We start from the raw sequence: 25,096 nt of genomic DNA, 5'->3' as shown, positions 1-25,096 counted from the left end.
CTAGCCGAGCAGCGCTTTCATTTCTTTGACTGCCTGGTCGAGGCCGACGAGGACGGCGCGGGCGATGATGCTGTGCCCGATGTTGTACTCCACGATTTCAGGAATATGCGTCAGCCGTGCGACGTTGCGGTAATTGAGGCCGTGTCCGGCGTTGACGCCCATGCCCAGCTTGTAGGCGAGCTTGGCGGCCTGGGTGATCGCCTCGAATTCCGCATCGGCCTCTTTCGACTTGGTGGCGTTGGCATAGCGCCCGGTGTGCAGCTCGACGAAGTCGGCCGAAATCTTGTGCGCCGCTTTGATCTGATTGAGATCGGGCTCGATGAAGAGACTGACGGGGATTCCGGCATCGTGCAGCATGGAGACGGTGGTCTGCATACGCTCTTTCAGCCCTGCCACATCCAGACCGCCCTCGGTCGTCAGCTCCTGTCGTTTTTCCGGGACCAGGGTGACCAAGTCCGGTTTTATGGTCAGCGCAATCTTGACCATGGCTTCATCGGCGGCCATTTCCAGGTCCAACTTGGTCCGGACGATCTCCCGTAAGAGCGTGAGGTCGCGGTCCTGAATGTGCCGCCGATCTTCGCGTAAGTGTACGACGAGGCCATCGGCCCCGGCGAGTTCGACGAGGACCGCTGCGGCCAAGGGATCCGGATCGGTCCCGCCCCGAGCTTGGCGAAGGGTCGCGATATGGTCAATATTAACGCCCAGCCTGGCCATGACACCTCCAGCCTGCGGGAGACCAACAGGAACGGAATGAGTGACGGGGGAAACGTGACGCATTAATAGCAGAAGGCGAGGGATGGAGCAAGGTTGGCCGGCGTGGGTCGCTGGAATGGGTAAAATGTGAGGCCTAAATGTTTGCTGAAACCGAACCCCACAGAATCACAAGGCAAATTGACTCGACAGGAGCCCTCCATTAGAATAGGCCCTTCTTCCAGCCTGTTCATTCCTCTGATCACTGAGGAGCAGCTTGAAGGAGACCAGAATTTAAGAGGTAGAGGACCGTCATGGGTTTGGGCGATGGGTTTTATCGGTTAAAGCGACTTCCGCCATATGTGTTTGCTCAGGTGCAGAGCCTCAAGTTAGAAGCTCGACAACGCGGAGAGGATGTCATCGATTTCGGGATGGGCAATCCCGACCAGCCGACTCCGCCTCACATCGTCGACAAGCTGATTGAAGCCGCCCGCAAAGGCAAGAACCACCGCTACTCGGCGTCGCGCGGCATCACCAAGCTGCGTCAGGCGATTTGCGGTTGGTACAAGCGGAATTACAATGTCGAGCTGGATCCCGAAACGGAAGCCATTGTCACGATCGGATCCAAGGAAGGCCTGGCCCATCTTGCGCTGGCGATGATCGGTCCCGGCGACGTGGTCCTCACGCCCACGCCGACGTACCCTATCCATATGTATAGCTTCATCATTGCCGGGGGCGAGGTGCGCGGGATCGAACTGCGCCAGGACAGCGATTTTTTTGAGGATTTGCAACGGGTCTATCGGCAGACGATGCCGCGTCCAAAAATCCTGGTCATCAACTTCCCGCACAATCCCACGACCGCGGTGGTCGATATTTCATTCTTTAAGAAGATTGTCGCGTTTGCCAAAGAGCGCAACGTGATCGTCATTCACGATCTCGCCTATGCCGATCTGGTGTTTGATGGCTATAAGGCGCCGAGTTTTCTCCAGGTCCCCGGCGCGAAGGATATCGGCGTCGAGTTCTATACGCTGTCGAAGGCCTACAATATGCCCGGATGGCGGGTGGGATTTTGTGTCGGCAATCGAGAAGTGGTCGGAGCCTTGGCGAAGATCAAGAGCTATCTCGATTACGGTATTTTTCAACCGGTCCAGATTGCCAGTGTCATCGCGCTGAACGGGCCTCAGGACTGCGTCAAAGAGACGGTGTTGCGCTATCAGAAGCGGCGGGATGTGTTGGTGGGCGGCTTGAACCGGATCGGGTGGCAGGTGACCAAACCCCTGGCGACGATGTTTGTGTGGGCGCAGATTCCGCAGGCCTATCGGCATATGGGGTCGTTGGAGTTCTCGAAGTTGTTGTTGCGCGAGGCAAAGGTAGCGGTCTCTCCCGGCATCGGGTTCGGCGAGGGTGGCGATGAGTATGTGCGATTCGGGCTGGTCGAAAACGAACATCGAACCAGGCAGGCGGTTCGGGGGATTAAGAAGGTGTTGAAGCTCGAAGGGTCGGAGGAATGAAAACCCGCATCGGTGTCGGACTGATCGGATTCGGAACCGTCGGAACCGGCGTCGCGAAAGTCTTGTTCGAGAACGCGGCCTTGATTCGTCGGCGGGTCGGCGTTCCGGTCGAGCTCCTGCGGATCGCCGATCTCGACATCACCCGTGATCGCGGAGTGGCGGTGCCGCCCGGCGTGTTGACGACGGATGTGAAGCAGGTCCTTGCCGATCCGGCAATCGATATCGTGATCGAGCTGGTCGGCGGCTACGATTTTGCCAAGCGTGTGATGCTCGACGCCATTGCCGCCGGCAAACATGTCGTCACGGCCAATAAAGCGCTTCTGGCGTTGCACGGAGAGGAAATCTTTGCCGCGGCGGAGTCCCGTCATGTGGACCTTGGCTTCGAAGCCAGCGTGGGCGGCGGAATCCCGGTCATTCGGGCGTTGACGGAAGGGCTGGCGGCGAATCGTATCGAATCGATCTACGGCATTATCAACGGGACGTCGAATTATATTCTCTCCCGGATGACGCGCGACGGGCACAGTTTCGACGCGGTTCTCAAAGATGCTCAGCAAGCCGGGTATGCGGAAGCAGATCCCACGTTCGATGTGGCCGGGATTGACTCGGCCCACAAGCTCGCCATTCTGGCGAATCTGGCTTTTGGAACGCCGATCAATTTCAAAGAGATCTACACCGAGGGGATTACCAATATCACGGAGCAGGACATCGCGTATGCGAGGGAGTTCGGATATACGATCAAGCTCTTGGGGATCGCCAAGCTCCATGACGGGGCCGTTGAAGCGCGGGTGCATCCGACCATGGTGCCGTCCGATTCTCCGATCGCCAAAGTCGAGGGCGTCTATAACGCGATCCATCTCGTCGGTGATGCTGTGGGCGACGTGATCCTGCATGGTCGGGGCGCAGGCTCCATGCCGACCGGCAGTGCGGTGGTGAGCGACGTCATTGCGATCGGGCGCAATCTGTTGAAGGGCGCTGCCGGGCGGGTTCCGCCGGCCTCGTTTCAGCAAGATCAGCGGCGGCCGATCCGTATCAAGCCCATGGAAGAAATCAGCTCACTCTACTATCTCCGATTTATGGTGCTGGATCGACCGGGTGTGTTGGCGCAGATTGCCGGAGAGCTTGGCCGTTGCGAGATCAGCATCTCGTCGATGCTCCAGCAGGGCCGTCGCGAAGGGCAGACGGTTCCGGTGGTCATCAAGACGCATATGGCGAAGGAGCGGGATGTGCAGAAGGCGATTCGTGAAATCAATCGCCAGGCCTTTATTTCTGAGCCGGCCACGCTGATCCGCGTGGAAGGGAAGGATGAGTAGTCGGATGGCTCGTTGGCGCGGCATTATTGAGGAGTATCGAAAGTTTCTTCCGGTGACGGGGGCGACGCCGATCATCAGTTTGGGGGAAGGCAATACGCCGCTCATTCGCGCGGAACGTTTGGCGAAGGCGATTGCCCCGGGTGTCGACCTCTACTTGAAATTCGAGGGGGCCAATCCCACCGGCTCATTCAAAGACCGCGGGATGACGCTGGCGATCTCGAAGGCGGTGGAGCAGGGCGCGCGCGCGGTCATGTGCGCATCGACCGGCAATACCTCCGCCTCCGCCGCGGCCTACGGGGCCCGCGCCGGGCTGGCTGTCTATGTGTTGATCCCTGCGGGCAAGATCGCGCTCGGGAAACTGTCGCAAGCCATGATGCATCAGGCGACGGTTATCCAAATCGAAGGCAATTTCGATCAGGCCCTGACGATCGTCAAAGATCTCTCGGTCGCGCACCATATTGAGCTGGTCAATTCCATCAATCCCTTTCGAATCGAAGGCCAGAAGACGGCCGCCTTTGAAGTCTGCGATCAATTGGGGGATGCGCCGCATCTTCATGTGTTGCCGGTCGGGAATGCCGGGAACATTACGGCCTATTGGAAAGGCTATCGTGAGTATCGGGCCGCGAATCAGACGACCAAGTTGCCGCGCATGATGGGCTTTCAGGCGGCGGGAGCCGCCCCGATGGTCTTGGGTCGGGTGGTGGAAGAACCGCAAACGATCGCCACAGCCATTCGTATCGGGAATCCGGCAAGCTGGGCCGCGGCGTCGACCGCGGTGGAGGAATCATCCGGCGCGATCGACCTGGTCACCGATGAAGAAATTCTTCAAGCCTATACGCTGGTGGCGGCCACGGAGGGCGTGTTTTGCGAGCCGGCTTCTGCCGCGTCCGTCGCAGGGGTGACGAAGCTGGGCCGAGCCGGGAAATTGCGGGAAGGGGAGACGGTGGTATGTACGCTGACCGGACACGGATTGAAAGATGCCGATACGGCGATCAGCGTGTCGAAACCGCCGTTGACTGTCAAGGCGACATCCTCGGATGTTGCCCGGTTATTAAACGCGCGATGAGGGTCTGATCTCAATGAAGTATCTGATTCTCCATGCTGGCGGGTTAGCGGGTCATGCGCAGGATGCTCTGGGGGGGCGCACGCCGCTCCAGGCGGCTGCCACGCCTCATCTTGATCGATTGGCACGGATCGGCGAACTCGGGTTGGTCACGATTCCTGCGGAGGGGCATCGCCATGGCAGCGGGCTCAACGGGACGGCAATTCTCGGGTACGACCCCAAGAAATACTATCAAGGTCCCGGTCCGCTCGAGGCCGCCAGTCTCGGCGTATCCGTGACGGAGCAGGATGTGGTCTATCGTTGTACGATGGTCACGGTGAAGCCGGAAGGCGGAAAAGTCGGCGCCGACATCAAGAAGTTAAGCGCGCATGTCGTACTCGATGATGCGACGGCCGGCCTCATCGAAACGGAGGAGGCGCGTGAATTGATCGAGGCGATCAATGAGCAGCTCGGCTCTGAAACGATGCAGTTTTACCCCGGGACGGGCCATCGTCATGTCATGGTGTGGATGAAGGGCAAGCCACGGGCCGTGTGTGTGGATCCGCAGTCAGTGAGAGGCCATCTGATCGGGGATGCGCTCCCGACGGGGGACGGCGCCGATATTCTGAGAGAGTTGATGGAAACGTCGCATGTCATTCTGCGCGATCATCCCATCAATAAAGAACGGCTGGCTTCAGGGAAGAATCCGGCCAATTGTATCTGGCTATGGGGAGAGGGGCGGGCGATTCCATGGCCTAGCTTGACGGAACGATTTCACGTCACCGGTGCGGTTGTGGCCTCCAGCGACGTCCACCGTGGGGTTGGATTGTGCGCCGGGTTGGACGCGTCGGATTCTCCAGGGCTCGGGGATGAACACTTTAAGGCGATGACGGCGACGGTCCTTGATGAGTTCGGCAAGAAAGACTTTGTCTACGTCCATGCCTCCTTGTCCGATGAAGTGGTGCATGGCAGCGATGTGAATGCGACGGTGCAGGCCATTGAAGAGTTTGACCGGGACCTCGTCGGGCCGATCCTGGACGGGCTCGCAAAGAAAGGCTCGTATCGGTTTCTCGCGCTGTGTGACCATGGCGAAGGGATGCAGGGACAGGCGTTTGCGGTGTTTGGGGAGGGCCCCGGGAAGGAAGGGGCGGCAGGCGGTCGTCGATTTACCGAGATGGATGCGCAAGCCTCCAAGGCGCCGGTCCGTGACGCCAGTAAGTTTGTGATCAAGCTGTTTGCCAAAGGGTGAGTCGGTGGCGTTGATCGGTCAGAAATGTGACGGGATATTGGTCGGGATGATCGAACGAATTCATCGGATCACCGAGACTGATGCGCAGGCCTCTCAGGCGCCGGTTCGTGCTACCAGTCAGTTTGTAATTCAGCTGTTTGCCAAAGGGTGAGTCGGTGGCGTTGATTGTTCAGAAATACGGCGGGACCTCGGTCGGCACGATCGAACGGATCCATCGGGTCGCAGAGCGGGTCGCGCAGTCGCATCGTGCCGGAGACCAGGTGGTCGTCGTGTTGTCTGCGATGAGCGGCGAGACGGATCGATTGATCAAGCTTGCGCACGAGGCGGCCGCTACGCCCGATGACCGTGAGATGGACATGCTGTTGTCCACGGGGGAGCGTGTGACCGTGGCGCTCTTGGCGATGGATCTTCGTGGTCGCGGATTGAATGCCCGGTCCTACACCGGACGGCAAGTCGGCATTGTCACCGACAGCGCCCACACCAAGGCCCGGATTGCGCGGGTCTCCGCCGACCGGCTTCGCGAGGCGTTGGCAAAAGGCATCATTCCCGTGGTGGCGGGGTTCCAGGGCATCAATGAACAGTCGGATGTCACAACGCTGGGGCGTGGCGGGTCTGATCTGTCTGCGGTGGCCTTGGCTGCGGCGTTGAAAGCCGATCGGTGCATCATCTTTACCGATGTGGACGGGGTCTACACCTCGGATCCCAATGTGGTGCCTGCGGCGCGGCGGATCGATAAGATTTCATATGAAGAAATGTTGGAAATGGCCAGCCTCGGCGCGAAGGTGCTGCAGGCCAGATCGGTGGAGTTCGCCGCGAAGTTCAATGTCCCGGTTGAGGTGAACTCGAGCTTTAAAGAAGGAAAGGGGACTCTCGTGACACGTGAAGATGCGGACATGGAAGCGGTGGCGGTGGCGGGAGTTACGGGAGACCGGAACCAGGCAAAAATCACGATGGTCGGTGTGCCCGACAAGCCCGGCATCGCGGCAAAAATTTTCGGGCCCGTCGCCCAGGCCAACATCAACGTCGACATGATCATTCAGAATGTCAGCCAGGATGCGTTGACGGACTTGTCGTTCACCGTTCCTCGGGCGGATTTGCGCGCTGCCACTCCGCTGCTCCAAGGTGTGGCCAAAGATGTCGGGGCCAGAAGTGTGGCGATTACCGAAGCGATTGCCAAGGTCTCACTCATCGGCGTGGGTATGCGCTCGCATTCAGGTGTCGCGGCGAAGATGTTCGAGGTGTTATCCCGTGAAGGGGTCAACATCATGATGATCAGCACGTCGGAGATCAAAATCTCCTGCGTCATCGACGAGAAGTATTTGGAATTGGCCATGCGTTCACTGCATACGGCATTTGGCCTTGATCGGGTTCCACCAGGAGACCGGCCGAACAAGTAACGCGGATTCGGCTGGTTCCCGCTCGACAGATCCTTCTCACTCCTGTTAGTCTTTCAGACGATGGCTCGAAAATCCTCACAGACTCGTCCTGCTCGTCCCGCTCCGCCGGAGGAGCCTGTCGTCATTCCTGTTCTCACCCTCGATCGAGCCGCTGCGCTGGAAATTTACGATACGACGCTTCGCGACGGCGCGCAGGCTGAGGATGTCAGTTTTTCAGCGGAAGACAAAGTCCGCGTGGCTCAAAAGCTGGACGAGCTCGGCGTGCACTATATTGAAGGCGGCTGGCCGGGAGCCAATCCGAAAGACATCGAATTTTTCCGGATCATGAAGACGACCCCGCTCAAGCATGCCTCGGTCATTGCCTTTGGATCGACGCGCAAAGCCAGCAACTCTGTCCGTAAAGACCAGAATCTGCAGGCACTCCTTGCATCTGAAACCAAGACCATCACGCTGTTCGGGAAAACCTGGTCGCTGCATGTGACCGATGCGTTAGGGATCTCGCTGGCGAAAAATCTCGAATTGATCGGCGACTCCATCGCGCACCTCAAAAGCAAGGGCCGGCGGGTGTTTTACGATGCCGAGCATTTCTTCGACGGGTACAAGACGAATCCGGAGTATGCGCTGAATACGATTCGGAAGGCGGTGGCGGCCGGGGCTGAACGCGTCATTCTCTGCGATACGAACGGCGGAGCGATGCCGTGGGAGATCCGAACGATCTGCGAGGTCGTTCGCCAGGAAATCAAGGTACCGCTGGGTATCCACGCCCACAATGATTGTGAAATGGCGGTGGCGAACTCGCTGGTGGCGATCGAGACCGGCATTGTTCAAGTGCAGGGGACGATCAATGGGATCGGTGAGCGGTGTGGGAATGCCAATCTCTGTTCAATCATTCCCAATCTGGAATTGAAGATGCGGCGTCCGGCGCTCGGCGAACGGCTCAGTCATTTGAAAGATGTGTCGGGGTTCGTCACGGAAATCGCGAACTTGATGCCCAATAAGCATCAGCCCTATGTGGGCGATTCTGCGTTTGCTCATAAGGGCGGCGTCCATATTCATGCGGTGCTGAAGAATGCGTTAACGTATGAGCACGTTGATCCGAAGAGGGTCGGGAATCGCCAGCGCGTGCTGGTGTCGGACTACGCGGGGCGCAGCGGGCTGTTAGACAAGATCGAGGCCTACGGCATCAAGCTGTCGAAAGACCACGCGAAGGTGCAAGAGCTGATCGATACGCTCAAAGAGCGGGAAAATGAGGGCTACCAGTTTGAAGGCGCTGAGGGCTCGTTTGAGTTGTTGATGCGCAAGGCGATGGGGACTCATAAACCGGCGTTCCAGCTGCTGGGATTCCGCGTGATTGTTGAGAAAAAGCAAGAGGACGGCGCTCCCCTTTCAGAGGCGACCGTGATGGTCAAGGTTGGCGGAGTGGTCGAGCATACCGCAGCGGTCGGTGCCGGGCCGGTGAATGCGCTGGATCATGCGCTGCGTAAGTCGTTGGAAAAGTTCTACCCACAATTGCAAGAAGTGAAGCTCCTCGACTACAAGGTTCGAGTGCTCGCGGCTAATAAAGGTACCGAGTCGAAGGTGCGGGTACTGATCGAATCCGGCGACCACAAAGATAAGTGGGGAACGGTCGGGGTCTCCGAGAACATTATAGAGGCGACTTGGCAAGCCTTGGCCGACAGCATAGAGTACAAGCTTCTTTCGAAGCGTTAACGAGCTCCTCCCGCCTGTCCGGCAATGTTTATTCTTGACAGAACTCGTAACCTCACGTAACTTAAGCAGAACTTTCCGTCTTTAGAGTGCAACTTCATCGGAGGTTGTGTGATGGGAATGCGCAGCGGTTACGGAGGGGGGTGGCATGAGAAAGGCTGATATCGCGAACGAGATATTCAAGCAGGTAGGAATTTCGAAAAATGAGGCGGCCGATATCGTTGAACTTGTGCTCAATCTCCTCAAGTCGGTGCTGCAAAAAGGTGAGTCCGTCAAAATTGCGGGCTTCGGCAATTTCGTCGTTCGCAGCAAAGGTTCTCGCAAGGGGCGCAATCCTCGTACAGGAGAAGAAATTGGGATTACCCCGCGTCGCGTCGTCACATTCCGCCCTAGCCAAGTCTTTAAGAAGTACGTCAATTCGTAGCTATCGCGAGACCTACATCGCGACCACCGCATGAGGGCCGGTCATGGGGATTGAACCCAGGCTGGGGAGCAAAGTTTTCTATAAAATCGGGGAGGTCAGTCAACTGACGAAGCTCCCTGCTTATGTGCTACGTTTTTGGGAGTCTGAGTTTAAGTTCCTGAGCCCGAAGAAAAGTCGGGGAAATCAGCGGCTGTATATTCGTCGGGACATTGAGACCGTCCTTGAAATTAAGCGGATGTTGTATGACGAAGGTCATACGCTGGAGGGAGTGAAGCGGTATTGGGCCAGGCGCGGGCGGGCGGCTTCTCGAAAGCTCACCCCTCAAGAGTTGGCCAAGAAGCTGCGCGGGGATCTCCAGGCCATTGTGAAAATCATCGACGCGCATTCACGATAAGTCTTCCGTAACATCCCCATTGCCTTTCCGGGGTTGCACAAGCGAGAATAGAGATTGAATCATACAGAGAAGATGTCGGGGCGTAGCGCAGCCCGGTAGCGTACTCGCTTGGGGTGCGAGTGGTCGTGGGTTCAAATCCCGCCGCCCCGACCAATCTTTTCGAAGCCCCTTAGCGGCTGAGCATGAGGCAGCGATAGTGGCGCGGCCTTTCGGTCGGCTGCAGGGATGGAAAACAAGCTGCTTCGCGCAGCTTTTTTTATGACTGGAATCACATGCGAATCTTGGTCACAAATGACGATGGGATCGACTCGCCAGGCCTGACGGCATTGGCCGAAGCGCTTAAGGCGGTCGGCGAGGTGTGGGTGGTGGCGCCGGATCGAGAGCGGACCGCTGTGGCTCATGCCGTGACGTTGCATAAGCCTCTTCGGCTCCATCGTCTGGCTCCACGCACATTTTCCGTCAACGGCACGCCGGTGGACTGTGTAAATTTGGCGTTGCTCAAGGTAATGCCGAAGCCTCCTGCCATCGTGGTATCCGGAATCAACAAGGGCGTCAATCTCGGCGATGATGTGCTCTACTCAGGCACCGTCTCTGCGGCGATGGAAGGGACGATTCTCGGCATTCCATCGATTGCCGTCTCGCAGGAGGGTCGAGAGACTTTTCGATTTCCTGTCGCCGCGGACTATGCCGCGCGTATTGTGCGGCAGGTATTGGCGCAGGGGTTGCCGGACGAGACGTTGTTGAATGTGAATGTGCCGAATCGTGCGTTGCGGGCCATCAAGGGAGTTCGGGTCACCTGCCTGAGTCGGCGGCGCTTTCATAACCCCATCATCGAAAAGCTCGATCCGCATGGCAGAAAGTATTATTGGATTGCCGGGACGCGGGTATCCTGGAGCCGGAGCAAAAACGCCGATCATGAAGCGCTCGAACAGGGACGGGTGTCGGTGACCCCGATCCATCTGGACTGCACCAACTACGCCGTCCTCGATCATTTTCGCGCCTGGGAACCGATGATCCAAGGTAAGTTGGTGCGCCCCAAGCCGCATCCGCAGTCAGCCTCCCGGCGGAAGGGGTGATCGGTGATTGGAAGTCTCATTGAAGCGATCATCGGCGAGCTGAGCCGCTTCGTCATCGCCTGCATTTCCCGATTCGGGTATGCCGGAATTCTGTTTACTATGGCCGTGGAGAGTGCCTGCATCCCGTTGCCCAGCGAGATTATCATGCCGTTTTCCGGCTATCTGGTGCTGTCCGGGCAGTTCACGATGCTCGGGGTCACATTGGCCGGGGCGGTAGGAAACGTCGTCGGGTCTATTGCAGCCTACTACGCGGGGGTTTGGGGTGGCCGCCCGTTCGTGGAGCGTTATGGCCCGTACTTTCTCGTGTCGCATCGAGATCTCGACATTGCCGATCGCTGGTTCCTGAAATACGGGGAAGCCGCGGTGTTTTTCAGCCGGATGCTGCCGGTGGTGCGCACATTTATTTCATTGCCGGCCGGCATCGCCCGGATGAACTTCCCTCGTTTTGTGCTGTTCACGTTTCTCGGTGCGTTGCCCTGGTGCTACCTCCTTGCGTATATCGGGTTCAAGATGGGCGAGCATTGGGAAGATCTGCGGCAATATTTTCATGGGTTTGATATCGTGATCGGTGTGATTCTGGCCATCATCATTGGGCTCTTTATTTGGTCGCACTGGCCGAAGAGGCGCGCGACACTGCCGTAGGTTGACCTCATGCTCAAAATCTACAACACGTTGACAGGGAAGAAGGACGCGTTTGAACCGCTCGTGCCCGGCATCGTACGCATGTACGTGTGCGGGGTAACGGTCTATGACTATTGCCACATCGGGCATGCGCGTAGTGCTCTGGTGTTCGATGTGGTTCGGCGGTATCTGGAATATTCCGGCTTTCGCGTCGAGTTTGCCAAAAACTTCACCGATGTCGATGACAAGATCATCAAACGCGCCAATGAACAGCATGTCAGTTGCGACGCGATTACTGCGACATACATTCAGGCCTATCACGATGATATGGGACGATTGGGCGTGCGCCCCGCGTCGATCGAACCGAAAGCCACCGAGCATATGGCCGACATCGTCCGGCTGACCGAAACCCTGATCGCAAAGGGTTTGGCGTATCAAGTGGACGGAGATGTCTACTTCGAAGTTGCCAAGTACGGAGATTACGGGCGACTCTCCAAGCGGAAGATGGACGATCTTCAAGCCGGGGCACGGGTGGGTGTGGACGAGCGAAAACGGCACCCGATGGATTTCGCTCTCTGGAAGAGCGCCAAGCCTGGCGAGCCGGCCTGGCCGAGCCCCTGGGGCCAAGGACGGCCGGGGTGGCACATCGAATGTTCCGCCATGTCCATTCGGCACCTGGGCGAGACGTTCGATATTCATGGCGGCGGGATGGATCTCATTTTCCCGCATCATGAGAACGAAATCGCGCAATCGTGCGGAGCTACCGGGAAAGAATTTGCCCGCTACTGGATGCACAACGGGTTTGTGCAGATCAATCAAGAGAAGATGTCCAAGTCGCTGGGGAACTTTTTCACGATCAGAGAGATCTTTGAAAAATCGGAGTGGCCGGAAGAAGTCACGGGCGAAATGCTTCGCTACTTTCTCCTTTCCACCCATTACCACGGACCTCTCGATTTTTCAGATCAAGCCTTGAAGGAGGCAAAACAGGCGTTAGATGGCTTTTATGATCTCTTTAATCGGCTGTCGGAGACGGAGCATGGTTCTTCAGGCATCGATAATGAGCTCCAGTTTGCAATTGGTTTTTCTGGAGAGACCTTCCGAAGGGGTATGGATGATGATTTTAATACACCTGTAGCTTTGGCCGCACTTCTGCAGTTGCGTGGCGAAGTAAACAAACTGATCCAGAAGGGTTTATCAACGCAGGCAAGGAAGACGGCAAGAGAAGAGTTCAGATCCCTTGGTAGCATGCTGGGATTGTTCCAGTTGGATGTTTGGCAGTTTAGTTCGACAAGGAAGATGGTGCGCGAAGCTGTTGGGGTCTCAAAAAGTATGTCTGTGGTAGTTGGTATTGGTGAAGCTGTCGTGGCAGTGCAGAAAGAGGGAATGCCTGATTCAGAAATCGAATCGAGGCTTGCTGAGCGCATTCAAGCCAAGAAAAAGAAGGACTTTAAACGCGCTGATGAAATTAGAGCCGAACTTGCCTCCCAAGGCATCATCATTGAGGACAAGCCCGATGGCACCAGCCGATGGAAGCGATGACAGCCAGGAGATTCTCTACGGTCTCCATGCGGTCCGGGAAGCGCTGAAGGCCGGCAGCAGGCCGTTGCAGCGGCTGCATGTGATCCGGACTGATAAGCAGTTCGCGGAACTGGTGCAGTTGGCCAGGGCGCTGCATGTGCCGGTTCATATCCAGCCGCTCGCGTCTCTCGATCGGCTGGCTCCCGGCGGCCGACATCAGGGCATCGTGGCTTTTGCCGCGGCGAAGGCCTATCAGACGGAAGATTCCATTCTTGCCGGCGCAGCCAAACGGAACGAGCCGCCGTTACTCGTGATTCTCGATGGCGTGGAAGATCCACATAATCTTGGCGCGGTACTTCGCACGGCCGAAGGGGCCGGGGTGCATGGGGTGTTTATTCCTGAGCGGCGGGCGGCCGGGCTGACGTCGGTCGTGGCGAAAGTATCGGCCGGGGCGATCGACCATATCCCCGTTGCCCGCGTGACGAATACCAGCCGGCTGCTTGAGTCTTTGAAAGCGGCAGGGGTGTGGATCTACGGATTGGATCCGGCGGCGACGAAGCTGTTCACCGACGTGGATTTCCGAGGCCCTGTCGGGTTGGTTTTCGGGGGAGAAGGCGCGGGGATTCGTCCCGGCGTTTTACAGCATTGCGATGAGCGGATTCGCATCCCGATGAAGGGGCATGTGCAGTCGCTGAATGTATCGGCTTCTGCGGCAGTGACGCTCTTCGAGGCGGTGCGGCAGCGCGCAGTGCCCGCACCACCCCGCACACGTTAGCGGATCTTCAGCACGCCGCCTTGAATGGCGTTCTTCAGGAGTTGTGCGGTGTTGGACACCCGCATCTTCTTCATCATGTTCGCGCGGTGCGCTTCCACCGTTTTCACGCTGATCTTGAGCTTGGTGCCGATTTCCTTATTCTTAAATCCGGCCCAGATCAATTCTAAGATTTCCTGTTCGCGTGCGGTGAGCGACTCCGGCCGTTTCTTGCGGGGAGGGGGCTCGAGGTCAGCAAGGGATTTGCGTACCCGAGGCTTGGTCGTTGCTTTGGCCATAATCGTCGGTTCTCCTTTGAATCGCCGGGGCTTGAGGTATACTGGATTCGCGCGGCTGCGCCTCAGGCGCGCTGCGAGCAAAAGTATAGAGACGTTCTTAATAAGTGTAAATGCAAGCATAATGGCCCTAGTAGGGTTACTGAGTACGGAAACAAGAGTATTCGTAACCAGCTAGAGAGAAATTGGACGTCTTCACGGTTTCCAGAAGGACAGGGTGCGGTATGTGGCAGTTGTATCTCATCGTGGGACTCTTGGGCGCACTCATTGGGAGTTTTCTCAATGTGTGCATTTACCGACTGCCTCGCCATGAATCCATTGTCTGGCCAGGATCCCATTGTCCTGCCTGCTCCAAGCCGATCGCCTGGTACGACAACGTACCGATGCTGGGCTATCTGATGCTTGCCGGTCGATGTCGCGCCTGTTCCGTCAGCATTCCGCTCCACTATCCTGTCGTAGAAGCGTTGAATACTGTTGGGTATCTGGCCATGCTGTGGGTTTTTGGGCCTACGTTGGTGGCGGCGGTCTATGCCATTCTTTTTTCCGCCTTGCTCGTGGTGGCGGGCACGGACTTGTCCCATAAGATTATTCCCAATGCCGTCACCTTTCCCGGGATCGTGTTAGGGCTGGTGAGTGCCGCAACCATCCTGCCATTGGGATTGTTGAATGGCCTTGTGGGCCTCCTCGTTGGTGGCGGGATTTTGTGGCTGCTCGCCTGGGCCAGTCCCTATCTGTTCGGCAAAGAAGGGATGGGCGGCGGGGATATCAAATTACTGGCCATGATCGGGGCATTTCTGGGGTGGAAGTTGGCATTGATGACGATCATGATTGGATCCCTGGTCGGATCGGTCGTCGGCGTGTCGCTACTTGCGGCGCAGGTGATCAAGCGCGAGGAGTATATTCCCTTTGGCCCCTTCCTGGTCCTGGGCGCAGTGAGCGCCCTCTTCTTTGGAGCCCCCCTTCTTGAGTGGTACCAGGGGTTGTTGGCGGGCTAATCTCATCCCCCCAATTCACGCTATTCGCTCTCCTCTGTATCTATTCCTTTCCGGATTGTATCCGCCTCGTCACGCGGTCATGCGCTCCGCGCGTCGGTCACGATGCCCAGGCTTCGCGGCTATTCCCTCCAATTACTGCTGAATTTCCTGTGCAATTCAAAGGGATCAGTGTCTTGCTCCTATCGGCTCATATCGAAATGCAGAGCTTCGGGCGTCGGGTACAGCTCTTGATATGACACCTGAGTATGAACCGATGCAGCACAAATAGAACATCAGTGGTGAAGAGTGAGAGCGGGTTCAGCCTCACGGAGGCACTGACCTCGATGGCCATCGTCGGACTCGTATCGGCGTTGGCCATTCCCAATCTGATGATGCTGAACGCGCGCATGCAAGCCGATGTATTTGCGCAGCAGGTTTCCTCTGAACTCCGTTGGGCGAGGCAATGGGCGATCTCGAAACGAGACCGTGTCCGGCTGGTATTCGACCAAGAACGCCAGGCCATCGTCGCCCAGGTCGGCAACGATCGCGTGCAGCATCACCAGTTGTCATATCAGCACAAAGGGCTGGAGATTGATGAGCCGAGCGCGGGACCGGATGTCGTCTTTCATCCGAGCGGTCGTTCTGCGACCGCCACGACGATTCAATTCCGCAACGGCCAGGGGCATGCCCGCACCATCACCGTGAGTCTTACCGGACGAGTCTCAATTCGATGACGCGGCGTTACGACAGGGGCTTCAGTCTGGTGGAGGCGATGGTCGCCATGACTATTTCAACGATTGTCGTGATGGGAGGGATGGCGGCGCTTGAGGTGTCTGCCAGGCTGGTTCAACAGGGGACATTAAAGACCAGGGCGTTGGCCCTGGCGCAGGGGCGCTTGGAAGCCAAGCGGTCCGTGCGGTGGGAGGCGCTTCTGCAGGATGACCTCGACCACGACGGCAGGACGGATGTGATGATGGCGGATGATGGTCAGGGGGCCGATGTTTCGGCCGGAGATGGCATCTACTCGGCTCAGTGGGAGCATGACGGGGTGACCCTGAAGTGGACGGTGGCGATGGACCGTCTCGGGCCGCTCAGCATGGCCGGATGGGTGACGATTCGGGCGGCGGCATCCTATCCGGCGGTCGGGGGCGTGCGGGTGGTGGAGCTGGGAACCGTGCGGGCCAATCCGACATTTACAGGAGCCCGATGAGCGGACCGACTCGACATCACCGGTGGCTGACAATCCTGATCTCACCGTCCGGGGTGTGTTTGTCAGAACTGATGGTGGCGTTGGCGATCGGAACGTTGGTGTTGGCGGGAAGCCTGGAGGCGTTCAACATCGTGCAGGCCCAGGCTGTTCGACAGCAACGCATTATGGCCGCCCAACAAGAGATGCGGGTGGGATTGGAAGTGTTTGAGCAGGAAGTGCGCATGGCTTCGTCGTCGACCATTGTCGTTGCCAGGTCTGATCGCTTTGAGTTTTCCGCCAACATCCATGGGTTGCGGACGGTGACCACCGCCTCTGTCGCGGCCGGTCAAACCGTTTTGCCGGTGCAGAACGGCCGTGGGTGGGACGCAGGGAAAACGGTGGTGCTCTGTGGGATGAGCGGGTGCGAGTCCCACCGACTGGGGAGCTCAGGTCAGCGCAGCCAACTCCTGCTGAGTGGCCCGGTTGGGGGAACCTATCCGGCTGGCGCGTCGGTAGAGGTGCGCAATCGGGTCACGTACTACACCCGGGTTGATGACCGAGATCGCACGCAGCTGATGCGGCAGATTGATGGAGGCGCCGGGGTGTTGATCGGCGATCTGCAGTCCGTGCGATTGTCGTATTGGGATGAGTGGGGGAAGGCTGGTGCAGGCATAGGCCGGATCCTTCGTGTCGCTGTGGAACTTCTGCCGGTTGTCGGTGATGCCAAAGTCATTCGAGAAGTCACGGTGCGCTCCTAGCGCATCGGATGAAAGGAGTCAGGCGCCATGAAGACGGTTCAAACACACTCATCACATGAACAGGGCATTGCGCTGTTGGGGGTCATCATTCTTGCGTTGGTGCTGGCGCTGGTGGGCGCGGCGTTGCTGGATCTGGCAGGGCAAGAGGCGTCGAGCGCCTCGGGAGCCACCGAGGTCGCTGTGGGTCAGGCCGTGGCTGATGCGGCGCAAGATCTGGTCATCGCCTGGTTTCATAGTCCGCACACCAGCCCGTCGGCCTTGGCGGCGTTCCTGACCAAGCGGCAGTCGTCCTCAGAGGGAAGTCCCTCATTTTTCGACCAGGCCGGCCGGTCTCAATTCATCGGAACGGCCGATCGTCCCGATGTGTGGCTCGATGCTTCACGGAGTGCAGATCACCATTTGTTGAACGATGCGGAGACAGGAATGTTTCGGCTCCTGCAGGATCTCGGTTCAGTGCAAGAGCTGAAGGTCTATGCCCCGAGCGCACCCGGGTTGCTCTGTACCGTCGACGCAACAGTCGCGACGGTGAGTTCTTCCGTGAGACATGCGGTCTCGATGCAACTCCGTGCCCTGGAAATTCCGGCACTGCGGGCCGGGATCCAGGTTGGAGGCAATCTTGGTGTGCCTCAGGTTGCGCCGGAGTCGGGTGCGCTGGTGCATTGGGGAGACCTGACCGTCGGAGGGGATCTGATTGTGCAGCGGGTGGAAGATCTCCCTTCGCAGAGTGACAGCGCACCGGTGACCGGTGTGAGTTATCGCGATATGTCTCACCGCGAAGACCGGTGGTTGTCGATGTTAGTAGGGGGGCCGGTTCATCTCATGCAATTGTCACCGGGGCAAAGCAGTAGTGTCGTGCTTCCCCTCAATGTCCATGTCAATCGGCATCCGACTCCCGGGGTGCGGAGAGATCGCTGGGGGTACGAGCAGCTCAAGCAATTTGCCAAGCAACATGGCACCTACGTGGCAATCGATCGGGATGGTCTCCTGTATTTGAATGGGGCAGTAGAGCCAGGCCGTGGTGTGGCTCCAGACGACTACCTCCGCTCACGCAGCGTTGGCGATACCCGAGGACTCATCTTCATCGACACGTTGGATCAGAAGGCTCCGCGGACGGATAACCTCGGGGTGGTTCGGCTGAGTACGGCGTACCTTGAAGCGGTCCTTGTCGTGCAAGGTCATGTCATGGTGGGTCCTGCCGGGTCGGGGCAGTCCCTGTCGGTACTGAGCCCCCCTGCCGGAGGAAGCGAGGCGGCCGGCAGCCGGACCACCGTTCAACTCTCGAATATTCATCTGAACGGGGCGCTCTATGCCGTCGGGAATATCACGCTCGATCGCTCCGTGCGGGTGTTCGGGGCCGTAGCGGCGGAAGGGACGATTGCGACGACTCACCCGGGGGCGACCATGGAGCTGTGGTACGACCACGAGATGGGGCGCGGACTGTTTCGCGGGATTCCGGTTGTTATGCGCGCGCCCGGGACCTGGACGGTCCGATATGAATGATACCGACGTAGCAGGGAGGAGGTGAAGAGTGCAGAGTCCAGGCGACAAGCTCCCCAAGGCGAATCCGTCTAACAACGTAGAACGTCCGCTAAGCAAGAATCCGCCTGCTCGTATGGATCGGGAGCGCCGTCTCCTGACGCTACTGGTGACTCGCGGCGTGCTCAGTCAGGATGAGATGGAAGCAGCGCTTGAGGCGGTACGGGTGGAAGGTGTTGACCTGGAGTCGCTCCTCCTCGACACGTATCACGTTGCCAAGTCCGACTTTGGCGCCGTGCTCAGCGAGTATTTTAGCTGCCCGTTTCTTGCGTATGACGAGCGCGCTGTTCTAGAGGTGGCGCTCCTCAAGAATCTGCGCGTTGAGTATCTCAGGAAAAGCGCGTGGGTGCCGATCAAGCGGCAGGGAGCGGTGGTGGAGATTTTGAGGACGGATCCTCAGGATCTCGATAAAGATCCGGACATCCGTCGGGCATTCCCACGGCTGACGATTCGAGTCGTGGTTGGACTACGGCGCGATCTCGAAAAGTGGTTGCTTCTGGCCACCGAGCAGTCGGCTCGCGGGGCGATCGCCGACATTCTCGGCGAACTCGTGCATGAGGTCTGGAACGAGGCTGACGGCAACGTGCAGCAGATTACCGAGCATGACTCCGCCATTGTACGACTGGCGAACCAATTGATCGCGGAGGCAGACCGGCTCGGGGCTTCGGATATTCACATCGAACCCTATTCGACCGGGCGTGACACCGCGGTGCGCTTCCGTGTTGACGGGACCTGCTTCCCCTACATGAAGATTCCCTCCGGCTACCGGCGCGCGGTGGTGTCACGCATCAAGATCATGGCCAATCTGGATATCGCGGAGCGACGCAAACCGCAGGATGGCAAGATTCGCTATCGTCTCGCAAAAGATCGGGAGCTTGAACTGCGTGTGGCGACGCTCCCGACGGCGGGAGAAAACGAAGATGTCACGCTGCGACTCTTAACGGCGAAAATCCCGATGCCGTTGGAGGCCATGGAGTTTATGCCGGGCGTCTTGCAGGCCGTCAAGGAGTTGGCCGAACGTCCGCAGGGCATTCTCCTCTGCGTGGGTCCGACCGGGTCCGGGAAAACGACGACCTTGCATGCCCTGTTGAAGCAGGTGAATACCGATGCCCGCAAGATCGTGACGGCAGAGGATCCGATCGAACTGACCCAGGAGGGGCTCCGTCAAGTGCAGGTGCACCCCAAGATCGGCTTTACCTTCGCTGCGGCTATGCGGGCGTTTCTGCGGGCCGATCCGGATATCATCATGATCGGGGAGATGCGCGATAAAGAAACCGCGGACATCGCGATTGAGGCATCACTGACCGGTCATCTGGTCATGAGCACGCTGCACACCAATAGTGCCGTCGAGACCGTGACGCGACTGTTGGATATGGGGTGCGATGCGTTCAACTTTTCCGATGCGATGCTAGGCGTGCTGGCGCAACGATTGTGCAAGCGCCTCTGTGCGCACTGCAAAGAGGCGTACCTTCCGGATCGGCAGGAGTTTGACGACCTGGTTCAAGCCTATGGAGCGTGTGACTGGGACCGAGTCGGAGTCACGTATTCGCCAGAGCTGAACTTCTATCGCGCGTGTGGATGTGAGCGCTGCAATCAGAGCGGATTCAAAGGCCGGATGGCGCTGCATGAGTTGCTGGTCGGTTCAGATGAGGTAAAGCGCTGTATTCAGTCTCGGGCCAGAACGGCAGAGATGGCGGGTGTCGCGAGGCGTGAGGGGATGGTGACACTGCTCCAACATGGGATTCAGAAAATTTTCGAAGGCGTCACCACCTATAGGCAAGTCCGTGCCGTGGCCGTGAAATAAAAATCCGGTGCTTCTGGATTTCGTGTGGGTACATGAACGAGGTGGCACGCTCGGAATGACGCCGGCCATCCCCTGTTCCCCCCCTCCTTCGTAAGGAGGGGCGAGGGGAGGCGAAGTCGGGGGGCCACAGGGATCAGAACGGCATACACAGCACGCGACAGCGATCAGCCTGAACCCCCCGGTCTTCCCACTAGCCGATCCCTTATTCCGAAACTGACTGGCGTAGGTAATGGTTGATGAGGGGCATCGTGTTTGACCATAGTCATCGACCATGGTAGTGTCTTGCCATGAGTAAAATACGAAAGCGTTCTGAGATGGAAGAAGTCTCGATTTCTCAGTTCAAGGCGACGTGCTTGGCTATTCTTGCCCGAGTCAACCGAACCAAGAAACCTATCTTGGTCCTCCGCAAGGGGGAGCCCATCGCTCAGGTGGGGCCCCCCCCTCCCTCATCGATGCCACAGTCATGGCTTGGCTCGTTCTCCAGTTCCGGCGCCATTACGGGTGATATTATCGATCCTGTTTCCGGCTCTGAGGAATGGGAAGCTCTTCGCGCGTGAAGCTGTTGCTCGATACTCACGTCCTTCTCTGGAGCGTGCTTGAACCGGGTCACCTATCGGCAGAGATCAGAGCCGAGTTAGAAAATCTCCACAACGAACTCTGGCTGTCGCCCATCACGCTGTGGGAAGTGCATCTGTTGGCTGAGAAGAAGCGTATTCACCTTCAACCCGACCCTGCCGCATGGATTCAGTGTCTGCTGGATACGATCCCATTTCGTGAAGCGCCTCTTACGCATGCCGTTGCGGTGATGAGCCGGCACATCGATCTTTCCCATCAAGACCCAGCCGATCGGTTTCTTGCCGCGACTGCCGCTGTCTATGGCTTGACGTTGCTGACGGCCGATGAGCGGCTCCTGCACTCGCATCAGTTCTCCGTACTCGCTGCGCGACCCTAACGTGCCTGGTGACGGCCGGGTATTTCCTCTCTCTTTCCCCTCCTTTGTAAGGAGGGGCGAGGGGAGGTCGAAGCCGGGGGGGGGGCCACGGGGACAAGCACGGCAGGCACGAGCGCACGACCGCCTGCGGAGACTCGACCCCACCTCACCTCCCCTTACGAAGGGGAGGCATCGGAAAGGGGAGCGTGACACGATAGGCCCAAGACCCAGGTTCTTGACCCGCTCGATTTTCTGAAGAGCCCCCTTTCGTAACCTGTCTGTGCCGCATCTCCAGCCTTCAGCCAACCACCATTATATGTAGTGACCAGTGGGGCGTTTGAGGGTCGCGCCATCTCGGACCGCAAGGGCGCGCGCGCGCATTGGCACAGACTCCCGGCCAAAATTTGTCGGCACATTGCGCGAAAAGCGACCATCACACGCTCAGTCTTGTTTCGAACAAGTCTTGATAAATCCAGCAGTTAAGCTGTAACGCAAAAGCCTCAGTAACGGCATGCCCCTTGCTCGGTTGGGGGTGCCATGATGCACGCTAGATCAAACAGGCTACGCAAGGTCCGTACACAGGAAGGGGGGTTCACCCTTCTTGAGATCATGATCGTCGTCGTCATTATCGGAATTTCTGCGGCGCTGGCCGTTCCGAATCTGACGTTCATGTATGCCAAGTACGAGCTCTATCAAACAACGACGACGCTCTATAACCGTCTCCTCATGGCTCGCACTGCGGCGATTAGCCGGAGCGCTATGATTGTGGCTACTCCTGCCAATATACCGATGGGCCAGGACCAGGTGACGTTCACCGCGCCACTTGGAGCAGAGACCTTGCCTTTAAATGTGAGATTTGTCCTGCCACTGCCAGTTAACCCTATCGGCTATACGCCTAGAGGGCTGAGCACGACGCCTCTGGCGGCTCAGACAATTCAACTACAAAGCGTACGTAACCCTAGTCTGATTTACACGATCTCACTCGCGCCTTCGGGAAAAGTGACGTGGTGTCGGCAGGCCATCAACCCTTGTGTGTTGAACGCCACATCATGAAGAGAGGAGCAGGCGAAACCATCATGAAGGTACGCAACGAACAGGGGTTTACGCTGGCAGAGGTACTGATCTCGGCGGCCATTCTCGGCGTGGGTGTGATGGGTATGGCAGCCATGCAGGGCGTGTCTTTCGGCAAGAATGTGGATGCCAACGATTTATCCATTGTGACGAACATCGCCGCCGACATGATGGAGCGGATCCAGAACAATCGGCAGTACTCCTGGGCGTACCACAATCTTGATACCACTGGTGTCGGCAACTGCCTTGTAGGTGGACTTCCGGCACCGCCACCGCTGGGCATCCCACCGATCCCGTCCAACAAGCCGGAGGTGATTCAGACGGTGCAGGGGGATTGCGCTCAGTGGCGGGCGAGGATTTTAGGCTCAAACCTCGTGAACGGAGTTGGTCTGGTAACTGCGACTTCGGTGGGGCCGGCTGGATCCGGAGCGATGCAAGTCACGGTCAGAGTGAACTGGAATGAGCGAGCATCGACACAGCGAGCCAGAACCGTCGCGTTTCAAACGCTTATCGTTCCTGAGTAACCAGTGAGCAGTCGGCCTGAGTCAGACGAGAAGGACTAGGTGAATCTATGACAGCACAGGCGCATGACCGGAACCAGGCCCAAGCTGGATTTACGCTGACGGAAGTCATGGTTGCGACCATGATGACGACGGCGCTGCTCGCGGCTGGATTCGGGGCCTTGACCGTGACTCAGAAGGGCGCCAGGGTCAGCGGGCAGGTGGGCAATACGCAAGCCACAGCCCGCAATGCCCTCGATATGATCACGGCCGATCTGAAACTGGCCGGTTTCGGGATGCAGGGACTCACGACACCCGTCGGGGGGTGTCATATCAACGGGACTCCGTCGGCACTTGTTCCTGTGGACAACTCCCCGGCAGGAGCCGATTTCGGACCTGACTCCATCTCAATGGTCGTTCCGATGACGAATTCGATTACGGCGGTAGGAGCCTTGTGGCAGGTGTTTGTGCCGCCGAATGGGACAATCGGAGGACCAAAGGTGCCGATTGCCAACATACCGATGCCGGCGAATGCCACTACGGGGATGGGCAACGCGCTCTCTGGCGGGTTTCTCGCACTGCCGGGAAATGTGGTGTCAATCGGCGGAGTGGCCGGGTCGACCATCCTAGCAGCGAATCCTGGTGGATTGACCATAAATCCGCCCATCCAGGATCCGACGGCGTTTGGTACCGGAACTCAGGTCTATCTGGTGCAGTGCATTACCTATCAAGTAATTCCGCCCCCTGACGCCCTCAATATTTGCCAGGGGTCGGCGCCCTGTCTCGTGCGTGGGGCGGTTCCCGCCGCGCTGGTATTGCCGGGCACGTCGCCGAACTGCAATCAGGTCAACGCGAACTGTGTGCCTATTATGGATGGGGTCGAAGACCTCCAGTTGGAATATGCGTGCGATGGCTGCAGTCCGATGATCAGGTCCGCAAGTCTTGATGGGCAGATCGACGATTTGAGTGGGAATGGCATCTTCGATGCCCCCGATTTTGTGACCAATAGGAATTGGTTCGGCACGGCGGCGCCGTTCGGCGCGTCCATGACGCCGATGAAGATCCGCATGGCGCAAGTGTCGATCGTCGCCCGGCAAACGCAATTAGACCAGGGGCTGGGCGAAGGCATCTCGACGAACGTATCGAACAGTAACGGGATTATCAACGTGAGCGACCATAATCATGCAACCGGGGTCTTTGCGTTCGGCGATAACACTACGCCGGCTCAACAGCAAGCCTATATGCAGTTTCGCAGACGGGTGCAGACTCGCACGGTTGAGCTTCGAAATATGAGGGCATATCCATGAGACATGCTGATGGTACTTGGGCTCAAGCATGCAGGCAAGACTCGCTGGGTCTTGATGAGCGGGGCACAACGTTCATGACCGTGATGATGATCATGCTGATGGCCGGCACGCTCGGCGTATCCGCGCTCACGATGACCGGCTTGGAAAACTCGATGGCCGGCGCAGTCAGGATGGTCGAGGAGGGCACCGACGCCGCAGAAGCTTGTGTGGGCATGTCGGTCAACGTGATTCAAGGAAGTCATGATTCCGGCAATAACCTGCCGGCCATATTTGTGGCGCCGGCGGGCCCTGTGCCAGCGGCGAGTGCGGGGACGACCTATCAGGAAATCATTGGCATCCCCTCCTCTATGCGAAACAATCCGGATGTGGCGGTGGGCGCCGGGAATGCCCCCAATATCACGATGACAGTGAACAACTATCTGGTAAACGGCGACATTGACTATCTCTACAACAAACATCGGGCAGGGAGTAACCAGGGGAATGACGAGAAGACGTTGGATATATTCTACCGCGTCGATTGTACGGCGGCGAATGCCGCCACCGGGGCGACGAGTCGTGTGATTGCGGTATTCGACTGTCTTTTTGGCACCGATTCGGATGGCTGTAAGCGCCGGGCGCTGTAGCCAGGGTCGGAGGATGAGCGGGTCGAGCAGGCTCAAAGGAGGCATGGCGGCCATGAGAGATTGCGTGAAGATGTCGAGAATGCGGAAGGCAGGAAGGGTCATCATCGCCGCGAGTCTGCTCGCGGCCGCCACGTGGACAAGTGCGGGAGCTCCCGGCGCGCATGCCGACCAGTCTGTGCCGGCCATGGCGATCGGGTACCAGAGCGGCACGATCACGGCCGTCTATGAGAAGACGCTCGACATCGACGGGCGGACCTATGGCCTCATGCCGGACGTGGTGATCGTGGATGAGGAGGGGAATGCGATGGAACCCTCGAGCCTCATGCGCAATGCGGCGGTGAAATTTCACGTGAAGAAAGAGCACAGCGACAAGATCGACAAGATGATTCTCATTTTTCCGAAGTGATTCCGGAGGTG

Annotated in this window: 26 protein-coding genes and 1 tRNA gene; 25 read left to right on the top strand and 2 right to left on the bottom strand. The window is 58.1% G+C overall.

Going from position 1 to position 25,096, the window contains the following annotated elements; genetic code table 11:
* Window positions 1-714 carry a pyridoxine 5'-phosphate synthase gene (locus Q8N04_16905; GenBank protein MDP3092354.1) on the bottom strand — a complete coding sequence of 238 codons (714 nt, stop codon included), beginning with the start codon at window positions 712-714 and terminating at the stop codon, window positions 1-3.
* A 290-nt stretch (window positions 715-1,004) separates the two neighbouring features.
* Between Q8N04_16905 and alaC the strand changes: the two genes are divergently transcribed.
* The 13 genes from alaC (at window position 1,005) to rlmB (ending at window position 13,714) form a co-directional block, all read left to right on the top strand.
* The gene (alaC, locus tag Q8N04_16900; protein MDP3092353.1) at window positions 1,005-2,201 is read left to right on the top strand and encodes an alanine transaminase; all 1,197 of its coding nucleotides are present in this window, start codon (window positions 1,005-1,007) and stop codon (window positions 2,199-2,201) included.
* Window positions 2,198-3,511: a homoserine dehydrogenase gene (locus Q8N04_16895; GenBank protein ID MDP3092352.1), complete on the top strand. Its 1,314-nt coding sequence runs from the start codon at window positions 2,198-2,200 to the stop codon at window positions 3,509-3,511. Before alaC ends, Q8N04_16895 begins: the two co-directional genes overlap by 4 nt.
* A 4-nt stretch (window positions 3,512-3,515) precedes the next feature.
* Window positions 3,516-4,577: a threonine synthase gene (gene thrC / locus Q8N04_16890; protein MDP3092351.1), complete on the top strand. Its 1,062-nt coding sequence runs from the start codon at window positions 3,516-3,518 to the stop codon at window positions 4,575-4,577.
* Between the two features lie 13 nt (window positions 4,578-4,590).
* Window positions 4,591-5,802, top strand: a complete 1,212-nt coding sequence (apgM, locus tag Q8N04_16885; protein ID MDP3092350.1) for a 2,3-bisphosphoglycerate-independent phosphoglycerate mutase — start codon at window positions 4,591-4,593, stop codon at window positions 5,800-5,802.
* Between the two features lie 155 nt (window positions 5,803-5,957).
* Complete coding sequence (locus tag Q8N04_16880) at window positions 5,958-7,199, top strand: aspartate kinase (protein ID MDP3092349.1); 1,242 nt, start codon at window positions 5,958-5,960, stop codon at window positions 7,197-7,199.
* Between the two features lie 60 nt (window positions 7,200-7,259).
* A complete protein-coding gene (gene cimA, locus Q8N04_16875) occupies window positions 7,260-8,909 on the top strand; it encodes a citramalate synthase (protein MDP3092348.1) in 1,650 nt (549 codons plus the stop codon).
* A gap of 145 nt (window positions 8,910-9,054) precedes the next feature.
* Window positions 9,055-9,330 (top strand): integration host factor subunit alpha, encoded by a 276-nt coding sequence (locus Q8N04_16870; GenBank protein ID MDP3092347.1) that lies wholly within the window; start codon window positions 9,055-9,057, stop codon window positions 9,328-9,330.
* A 43-nt stretch (window positions 9,331-9,373) separates the two neighbouring features.
* Window positions 9,374-9,724: a MerR family transcriptional regulator gene (locus Q8N04_16865; protein MDP3092346.1), complete on the top strand. Its 351-nt coding sequence runs from the start codon at window positions 9,374-9,376 to the stop codon at window positions 9,722-9,724.
* Window positions 9,725-9,800: 76 nt separating this feature from the next.
* Window positions 9,801-9,877: transfer RNA gene (locus Q8N04_16860), tRNA-Pro, on the top strand.
* A gap of 119 nt (window positions 9,878-9,996) precedes the next feature.
* The gene (gene surE, locus Q8N04_16855) at window positions 9,997-10,800 is read left to right on the top strand and encodes a 5'/3'-nucleotidase SurE (protein MDP3092345.1); all 804 of its coding nucleotides are present in this window, start codon (window positions 9,997-9,999) and stop codon (window positions 10,798-10,800) included.
* Window positions 10,801-10,803: 3 nt separating this feature from the next.
* A complete protein-coding gene (locus Q8N04_16850; GenBank protein MDP3092344.1) occupies window positions 10,804-11,442 on the top strand; it encodes a DedA family protein in 639 nt (212 codons plus the stop codon).
* A 9-nt stretch (window positions 11,443-11,451) separates the two neighbouring features.
* A complete protein-coding gene (cysS, locus tag Q8N04_16845) occupies window positions 11,452-12,960 on the top strand; it encodes a cysteine--tRNA ligase (GenBank protein MDP3092343.1) in 1,509 nt (502 codons plus the stop codon).
* Window positions 12,935-13,714 carry a 23S rRNA (guanosine(2251)-2'-O)-methyltransferase RlmB gene (gene rlmB, locus Q8N04_16840; GenBank protein ID MDP3092342.1) on the top strand — a complete coding sequence of 260 codons (780 nt, stop codon included), beginning with the start codon at window positions 12,935-12,937 and terminating at the stop codon, window positions 13,712-13,714. The genes cysS and rlmB overlap by 26 nt, the downstream gene beginning before the upstream one ends.
* On the opposite strand, the gene Q8N04_16835 is transcribed toward rlmB, so the two are convergent.
* Window positions 13,711-13,989 carry a LuxR C-terminal-related transcriptional regulator gene (locus Q8N04_16835; protein MDP3092341.1) on the bottom strand — a complete coding sequence of 93 codons (279 nt, stop codon included), beginning with the start codon at window positions 13,987-13,989 and terminating at the stop codon, window positions 13,711-13,713. The two genes, rlmB and Q8N04_16835, sit on opposite strands and share 4 nt — an antisense overlap.
* Window positions 13,990-14,210: 221 nt before the next feature.
* On the opposite strand from Q8N04_16835, the gene Q8N04_16830 reads away from it, so the two are divergent.
* The 12 genes from Q8N04_16830 to Q8N04_16775 all read left to right on the top strand — a co-directional run bounded on the left by Q8N04_16830 (window position 14,211) and on the right by Q8N04_16775 (window position 25,085).
* Window positions 14,211-14,981 carry a prepilin peptidase gene (locus Q8N04_16830; protein MDP3092340.1) on the top strand — a complete coding sequence of 257 codons (771 nt, stop codon included), beginning with the start codon at window positions 14,211-14,213 and terminating at the stop codon, window positions 14,979-14,981.
* Window positions 14,982-15,259: 278 nt separating this feature from the next.
* On the top strand, window positions 15,260-15,694 hold the full coding sequence (locus Q8N04_16825) for a GspH/FimT family pseudopilin (GenBank protein MDP3092339.1): 435 nt from the start codon (window positions 15,260-15,262) through the stop codon (window positions 15,692-15,694).
* Window positions 15,691-16,170, top strand: a complete 480-nt coding sequence (locus Q8N04_16820; protein ID MDP3092338.1) for a prepilin-type N-terminal cleavage/methylation domain-containing protein — start codon at window positions 15,691-15,693, stop codon at window positions 16,168-16,170. Before Q8N04_16825 ends, Q8N04_16820 begins: the two co-directional genes overlap by 4 nt.
* Window positions 16,167-16,907, top strand: coding sequence for a hypothetical protein (locus Q8N04_16815; GenBank protein MDP3092337.1), 741 nt, complete (start codon window positions 16,167-16,169; stop codon window positions 16,905-16,907). The genes Q8N04_16820 and Q8N04_16815 overlap by 4 nt, the downstream gene beginning before the upstream one ends.
* A gap of 27 nt (window positions 16,908-16,934) precedes the next feature.
* Window positions 16,935-18,407 carry a hypothetical protein gene (locus Q8N04_16810; protein ID MDP3092336.1) on the top strand — a complete coding sequence of 491 codons (1,473 nt, stop codon included), beginning with the start codon at window positions 16,935-16,937 and terminating at the stop codon, window positions 18,405-18,407.
* Window positions 18,408-18,435: 28 nt separating this feature from the next.
* A complete protein-coding gene (locus tag Q8N04_16805; protein MDP3092335.1) occupies window positions 18,436-20,247 on the top strand; it encodes a GspE/PulE family protein in 1,812 nt (603 codons plus the stop codon).
* Between the two features lie 535 nt (window positions 20,248-20,782).
* Window positions 20,783-21,199 carry a type II toxin-antitoxin system VapC family toxin gene (locus Q8N04_16800; protein MDP3092334.1) on the top strand — a complete coding sequence of 139 codons (417 nt, stop codon included), beginning with the start codon at window positions 20,783-20,785 and terminating at the stop codon, window positions 21,197-21,199.
* Between the two features lie 519 nt (window positions 21,200-21,718).
* Complete coding sequence (locus Q8N04_16795) at window positions 21,719-22,231, top strand: prepilin-type N-terminal cleavage/methylation domain-containing protein (GenBank protein ID MDP3092333.1); 513 nt, start codon at window positions 21,719-21,721, stop codon at window positions 22,229-22,231.
* 23 nt (window positions 22,232-22,254) lie between these two features.
* Window positions 22,255-22,773, top strand: coding sequence for a prepilin-type N-terminal cleavage/methylation domain-containing protein (locus Q8N04_16790; GenBank protein MDP3092332.1), 519 nt, complete (start codon window positions 22,255-22,257; stop codon window positions 22,771-22,773).
* A 47-nt stretch (window positions 22,774-22,820) separates the two neighbouring features.
* Complete coding sequence (locus Q8N04_16785; GenBank protein MDP3092331.1) at window positions 22,821-24,056, top strand: PilW family protein; 1,236 nt, start codon at window positions 22,821-22,823, stop codon at window positions 24,054-24,056.
* 74 nt (window positions 24,057-24,130) lie between these two features.
* Window positions 24,131-24,679 carry a hypothetical protein gene (locus Q8N04_16780; protein MDP3092330.1) on the top strand — a complete coding sequence of 183 codons (549 nt, stop codon included), beginning with the start codon at window positions 24,131-24,133 and terminating at the stop codon, window positions 24,677-24,679.
* A gap of 43 nt (window positions 24,680-24,722) precedes the next feature.
* The gene (locus Q8N04_16775; protein ID MDP3092329.1) at window positions 24,723-25,085 is read left to right on the top strand and encodes a hypothetical protein; all 363 of its coding nucleotides are present in this window, start codon (window positions 24,723-24,725) and stop codon (window positions 25,083-25,085) included.
* The last annotated feature ends 11 nt before the right edge of the window (window positions 25,086-25,096 follow it).

The sequence above is a fragment of the Nitrospira sp. genome (genome assembly GCA_030692565.1).
Taxonomy (GTDB): Bacteria; Nitrospirota; Nitrospiria; order Nitrospirales; family Nitrospiraceae; genus Nitrospira_D.
Note: the sequence above shows the minus strand (reverse complement) of the source record. Positions and strands in the feature narration are given on the sequence as shown.

What these genes read in the sequence shown, in the direction of transcription:
- surE (MDP3092345.1), top strand. Translation starts at nt 9,997, where the DNA reads ATGCGAATCTTGGTCACAAATGACGATGGGATCGACTCGCCAGGCCTG.
- Q8N04_16800 (MDP3092334.1), top strand. Translation starts at nt 20,783, where the DNA reads ATGGGAAGCTCTTCGCGCGTGAAGCTGTTGCTCGATACTCACGTCCTT.
- Q8N04_16810 (MDP3092336.1), top strand. Translation starts at nt 16,935, where the DNA reads ATGAAGACGGTTCAAACACACTCATCACATGAACAGGGCATTGCGCTG.
- Q8N04_16820 (MDP3092338.1), top strand. Translation starts at nt 15,691, where the DNA reads ATGACGCGGCGTTACGACAGGGGCTTCAGTCTGGTGGAGGCGATGGTC.
- Q8N04_16895 (MDP3092352.1), top strand. Translation starts at nt 2,198, where the DNA reads ATGAAAACCCGCATCGGTGTCGGACTGATCGGATTCGGAACCGTCGGA.
- rlmB (MDP3092342.1), top strand. Translation starts at nt 12,935, where the DNA reads ATGGCACCAGCCGATGGAAGCGATGACAGCCAGGAGATTCTCTACGGT.
- Q8N04_16790 (MDP3092332.1), top strand. Translation starts at nt 22,255, where the DNA reads ATGAAGGTACGCAACGAACAGGGGTTTACGCTGGCAGAGGTACTGATC.
- alaC (MDP3092353.1), top strand. Translation starts at nt 1,005, where the DNA reads ATGGGTTTGGGCGATGGGTTTTATCGGTTAAAGCGACTTCCGCCATAT.
- Q8N04_16865 (MDP3092346.1), top strand. Translation starts at nt 9,374, where the DNA reads ATGGGGATTGAACCCAGGCTGGGGAGCAAAGTTTTCTATAAAATCGGG.
- Q8N04_16830 (MDP3092340.1), top strand. Translation starts at nt 14,211, where the DNA reads ATGTGGCAGTTGTATCTCATCGTGGGACTCTTGGGCGCACTCATTGGG.
- cysS (MDP3092343.1), top strand. Translation starts at nt 11,452, where the DNA reads ATGCTCAAAATCTACAACACGTTGACAGGGAAGAAGGACGCGTTTGAA.
- Q8N04_16785 (MDP3092331.1), top strand. Translation starts at nt 22,821, where the DNA reads ATGACAGCACAGGCGCATGACCGGAACCAGGCCCAAGCTGGATTTACG.
- Q8N04_16775 (MDP3092329.1), top strand. Translation starts at nt 24,723, where the DNA reads ATGGCGGCCATGAGAGATTGCGTGAAGATGTCGAGAATGCGGAAGGCA.
- cimA (MDP3092348.1), top strand. Translation starts at nt 7,260, where the DNA reads ATGGCTCGAAAATCCTCACAGACTCGTCCTGCTCGTCCCGCTCCGCCG.
- Q8N04_16815 (MDP3092337.1), top strand. Translation starts at nt 16,167, where the DNA reads ATGAGCGGACCGACTCGACATCACCGGTGGCTGACAATCCTGATCTCA.
- Q8N04_16870 (MDP3092347.1), top strand. Translation starts at nt 9,055, where the DNA reads ATGAGAAAGGCTGATATCGCGAACGAGATATTCAAGCAGGTAGGAATT.
- Q8N04_16905 (MDP3092354.1), bottom strand. Translation starts at nt 714, where the DNA reads ATGGCCAGGCTGGGCGTTAATATTGACCATATCGCGACCCTTCGCCAA.
- Q8N04_16835 (MDP3092341.1), bottom strand. Translation starts at nt 13,989, where the DNA reads ATGGCCAAAGCAACGACCAAGCCTCGGGTACGCAAATCCCTTGCTGAC.
- Q8N04_16795 (MDP3092333.1), top strand. Translation starts at nt 21,719, where the DNA reads ATGCACGCTAGATCAAACAGGCTACGCAAGGTCCGTACACAGGAAGGG.
- thrC (MDP3092351.1), top strand. Translation starts at nt 3,516, where the DNA reads ATGGCTCGTTGGCGCGGCATTATTGAGGAGTATCGAAAGTTTCTTCCG.
- Q8N04_16780 (MDP3092330.1), top strand. Translation starts at nt 24,131, where the DNA reads ATGACCGTGATGATGATCATGCTGATGGCCGGCACGCTCGGCGTATCC.
- apgM (MDP3092350.1), top strand. Translation starts at nt 4,591, where the DNA reads ATGAAGTATCTGATTCTCCATGCTGGCGGGTTAGCGGGTCATGCGCAG.